General features: G+C 70.1%; 4 protein-coding genes. All 4 read right to left on the reverse strand.

Annotated elements, in window-relative coordinates:
* The coding region (locus PV363_RS16245) for a hypothetical protein (RefSeq protein WP_301022878.1) at positions 1-506 on the reverse strand (506 nt) is incomplete at its 3' end.
* Positions 503-1,546, reverse strand: a complete 1,044-nt coding sequence (locus PV363_RS16250) for a glycosyl transferase (protein ID WP_301022879.1) — start codon at positions 1,544-1,546, stop codon at positions 503-505. The genes PV363_RS16250 and PV363_RS16245, both read right to left, overlap by 4 nt.
* Entirely contained in the window at positions 1,524-2,876 is a 1,353-nt protein-coding gene (locus tag PV363_RS16255) for a hypothetical protein (RefSeq protein ID WP_301022880.1), read from the reverse strand. Before PV363_RS16255 ends, PV363_RS16250 begins: the two co-directional genes overlap by 23 nt.
* A 5-nt stretch (positions 2,877-2,881) precedes the next feature.
* Positions 2,882-4,175, reverse strand: a 1,294-nt coding sequence (locus PV363_RS16260) for a polysaccharide biosynthesis tyrosine autokinase (protein WP_301022881.1), incomplete at its 5' end; no start/stop codon positions are given.

Consider the following 4,175-nt stretch of genomic DNA (forward strand, 5'->3'; position numbering starts at 1 on the left):
AGGAACAGCGGCGACGCGAGCCCCAGCACGGCTGTCTGCATCGAGTTCTTGCCGAGCCCGATGAGGATCCGGACACCGAGCCCGAGGGGCAGGGAGAGACCGAACACGGCAAGGCAGAGCATCGCGACGACGTCCCCGCCCGGGAGGAGCGCGCCGCCCAACAGCGTCGGCCACCACCCGAGCGAGAGGAACAGCAGGCTGAGGACGGTAATGACCACGCCGGAGATCGTGAGGTAGCGCAACGCGGTCGTCAGCGTCGCGAGCACCTCGCGGTCCCGCCGTGCGTCTGGTGACTGCGCGATCGCGTTGATGATCACGGCACCGATGCCGAGGTCGGCGAAGGGCAAGAGGAGCCGGACACCGTTGAGCAGCCCGTACTGCGCGTAGGCCTCGACGCCGAAGTACTGAAGGATCAGTCGGCTGGTGACGATGCCGAGGAGTCCGGAGACAGCCATGACTCCGACACGGGTCCCCGCCGTGCTCAGGGTTGCGCGCCACACGCTCATCTGGTGGTGGAGTCCTCTCGGCGGTGGCGGCGACGGGTGAGCGCCGCGCGGAACGCCTCGCGGTGAAGGTGACCCGCGGTCTTCCAGTCCCGCCCGTCGAGCATCGGGCGGTCGGCAGCTCGCGGACGGCGGACGACGTCGACAGCGGCGGTGATCACCTCGCGGGTCAGCGGGCCGTCGTACCGCAGCACCCAGTCCTCGCCGACCTCCGCGGCCAGCGCGTCGTTCTCCGTGCCACGTGGCACGAGCACCGGCCGGTCGAGCGAGAGCGCCAGGAGCGCGGCGCCCGAGTTGCGCATCTCGGTGTAGGGCAGGACTACGAGCTCTGCTTCTGACACGGTCCGCGCCAGGGTGTCGTCGTCGACATAGGCGAGGTCGAGCCTCACGCGCCCGTCACGCGCGGCCGCTCGTGAGAGTGCGGAGGTGAGGTCGTCGGTGCGGGGCTGGCCGGCGACGACCAGCGACAGGCTGTCGTCGTCGACCTGGCTGAAGACGGCGAGCAGCGCCGGGACGTTCTTGTACTCGCGGATCATCCCGACGTAAGCGAGCCGCCCCGGCGAACGTGGAGGCCGCGGACATCCGGCGAACCAGTCCCGGTAGTGGCCGTGCAGGATCGTCGTGGCGCGGCCCGGCCGAGGGGCGGCGTCGACGGTGTTGATCAGGATCCACCAGTCCGTCCGCGCCCGGATCGCCCGGAGGAGGACCCGCTCCACGGGGCCGCGGTCCTCGTGAGGGCGATGGTTGTGGAGAGTCTGGACGACGGCTGTGCGGCGCAACCAGCACCGAAGGAGCAGCACCACCGCCAGAAGACGGTGCGCGTACGTCCGCGGACGCGTCGACCCACGGAGAAGCAGCTCGGGAAAGTGGATGTGCAGGACGTCGTAACGTCCGAGAAGTGCACGTCTCCAGCCGAACGTCAGGATCCGCACGCCGTCGGGCATGTTGCGGGCCAGCTGGGTCATGTACGGGTTCGTCCCGGCTGACGGCTCGAGGAAGGTCTCGAGCACGATGACGTCCTCACCGGTGGACGTGCGCGGCATCATCGCCTCCTTCGAGGCTCGGTGAAGTCTGCGGCGACTCCTGCCACGGCGCGGTGGATCCCGCCCGGACGGTCAGGAGGACTGCGATGGCGAGAGTCAGCCGTACGAGGACCGAGAACGTGGAGGAGAAGCCGAGGTCCCACAGCCCCATCAGTCCCAGGAAGACGACGAGCGCCGACGCCTCGCGAGCCGTGATCCCCCGGACCAGCGAGCCGATCAGCAGGCAGACCACGGCGAGCGCCACGACCAGCCCCACCACGCCGAGGCTCGCCCACATATCGGCGACGACGGAGTGCAAGGTGAACTGTGGGCCGAGCATGTAGTTGTCGACGTATCCCTCGATCGTCGGGATGTTGAGCGGGGCGAGGCCCGTCTTCGCGGTGGCGACGTCGTGGAAGTTGGGTACGGCGCCGAGCCCGAAGCCCTCCGGCTGGTCACGCATGAGCGCGATGGTGGCCGACCACTCGGGACGACCACCGGTCAGGAGGTTGCCGCTCCGCTCGATCTGCGCCTGCGTGCGCTCTCGAGTCTCGTCGCCGAGTGCGCCGCCGAGCAGGAGCGAGGTGACGACGGAGTAGCCGGCGTACGCCATCACCGCGAGGAGGACGAGGGTGCTGCCGCGGCGCGCGAGGGCGTGGGACCCGGCTCCTGGGCGCCGCTGCCAGAGGACCAGGGCCGCCGTCGCCAGACATATCCCCATCAGGCTCCGAGCGTCGCTGGCGGCGCTGAACGCAGCGAGCACGAGGAGCAGCACCACGGCGGCATGGTGGCTGCGCTTGAGCGCGCACGCCGCGAGAACGATCACGATGACCGGCCACGAGTACGCGAACTTCCAGGGGTTGTCGGTCGCACCTGCCTGGAAGGCGGCGGTCGAGGCGAGCACTCCCAGCGCATAGGCCAGTGCCGTTGCGGGAACGCCCAGCACGCTGCGAGCCCAGAGGAGGAAACCGACACCGAGGAACGCGACGACGTACGCGAGGCCGGTCGCCATCCCCGCCCGCTCGTCGAGCTCGTGGTCGATCCCGGTGACGATCCGGATCAGCCAGTAGCCGGACAGCACGGCGAGCAGCCCCCCGAAGACGACCAACGGCCCTCCGCGGTAGCGGCGCTCCTCGCTCAACCAGAGCGTAGCCAGGTCGACGAGGAGCGGGAGCGCCACTGGCAGGAACCCGCCGACCCGGTAGTTGAGGCCCAGCACGAAGGTCGCTGTCGCGGCGAGCGCAGCGAGGTACGGGCGGGTCTCGCGCGGGACCGCTTCCGGGACAGCCGGCCGCAGGGGTGCGAACGTCTGGATGCCTCCGGGGACGTCGGACGCCCCGATCGTCGACATCGCGACTACCTGCCCGTGCGATCCAGAGCGGGCGCGCGGTTCTCGTGGGGATCCCGCTCTCTGCGCAGGAAGTCGAAGCGGCGAGGACGTTGGTCGTAGCCGTACTGGCCGGAGCGTCCACCGGTGGTCTTGTTGAGCACGACTCCGACAAGACTCGCGCCCGCGACGCTCAGCACCTGCAACGCCTGCTTGAAGTCGGCGGGCTTGGACGAGCGGCTGTCGACGACGAGCAGCGTGCCGTCGGCCAGCTTGGCGAGCGCGACGGAGTCGGCGACCGGCATCAGCGGCGCGGCGTCCAGCAGGACGATGTCGTAGGTCATCAAGGAGTCGCGCAAGAACCGACGCATGGCTTCGGAACCGAGGACCTGGGCCGGGGTCGAGCGGACGAAGCCACCGGGGAGGACGTGCAGGTTCTCGCTCAGCCACGGCTGGACGACATTCTCGAGCTCGACCTGCTCGGCCAGCACGTTGGTGAGCCCGACGCTCCCCTCGAGCCCGAGGTAGCTCGCCACCCGCGGACGCCGGAGGTCGGCGTCGACCAGGAGCACGCGGTGGCCCGCCTCGGACATCGCGGCGGCGAGGTCCACCGTCGTCGTGGTCTTGCCCTCGCCCGGCCGCGCGGAGGTGACCATCACCGAGCCCGGTGTCAGACCGATGCCGAGCGACTCGAGGTTGATCTGGAGTCGACGCACCGCCTCGCTCCGAGCCATGTCGCGACCGTCGTTGTGGGCGGCAGGGGTGACGCGTCGGGACCGTTGGCGCGGGATGCGTGCGAGCACGGGGGCCTCGGTGTAGGCCTCGACGTCCGCCTCGGTTCGGACCCTGCTCCCGAGACGCTCCAGGATGAGCGCGAGCGCGAGGCCGACGCCCAGGCCGGCCGCCAGGCCGCCGGCGACGTAGAACTTCTTGTTGGGGGAGAAGGGGAACTCCGGCGTCGTCGCGGTCGAGATCAGCGAGACGTCCAGCGCTGCTCGACCGCTGCGCGTCTTCGGGGCGAGCGCCTCGGACTCGGTGGCCAGGCTGCGAGCGGTGGCGTTGGCGATCTGAGCCGCTTCGACGGGCGACGCGCTCGTCGCCGTGACGTCGATGATCACCTGGTCCAGCGGCGCCGACGCGGTGATCGACCCTGCCAGACGACGCGGGGTCGTGTCGAGGTCGAGATCGTCGATGACCGGAGTCAGCACTCGAGGGGTCCGGGCGACCGAGGCGTACGACTTCACGACCTCGCGGGTGTAGTCCGAACCCTGGACGAGCTCGGACACGGAGTCCGTCCGCGCCAGCGCGTAGAAGAGGGTCGCG

Origin of the sequence: Mumia sp., from assembly GCF_028803055.1 — a bacterium.
GTDB lineage: Bacteria > Actinomycetota > Actinomycetes > Propionibacteriales > Nocardioidaceae > Mumia.

Coding starts and splice junctions, on each gene's coding strand:
- PV363_RS16255 (WP_301022880.1), bottom strand. CDS start 2,876: ATGTCGACGATCGGGGCGTCCGACGTCCCCGGAGGCATCCAGACGTTC.
- PV363_RS16250 (WP_301022879.1), bottom strand. CDS start 1,546: ATGCCGCGCACGTCCACCGGTGAGGACGTCATCGTGCTCGAGACCTTC.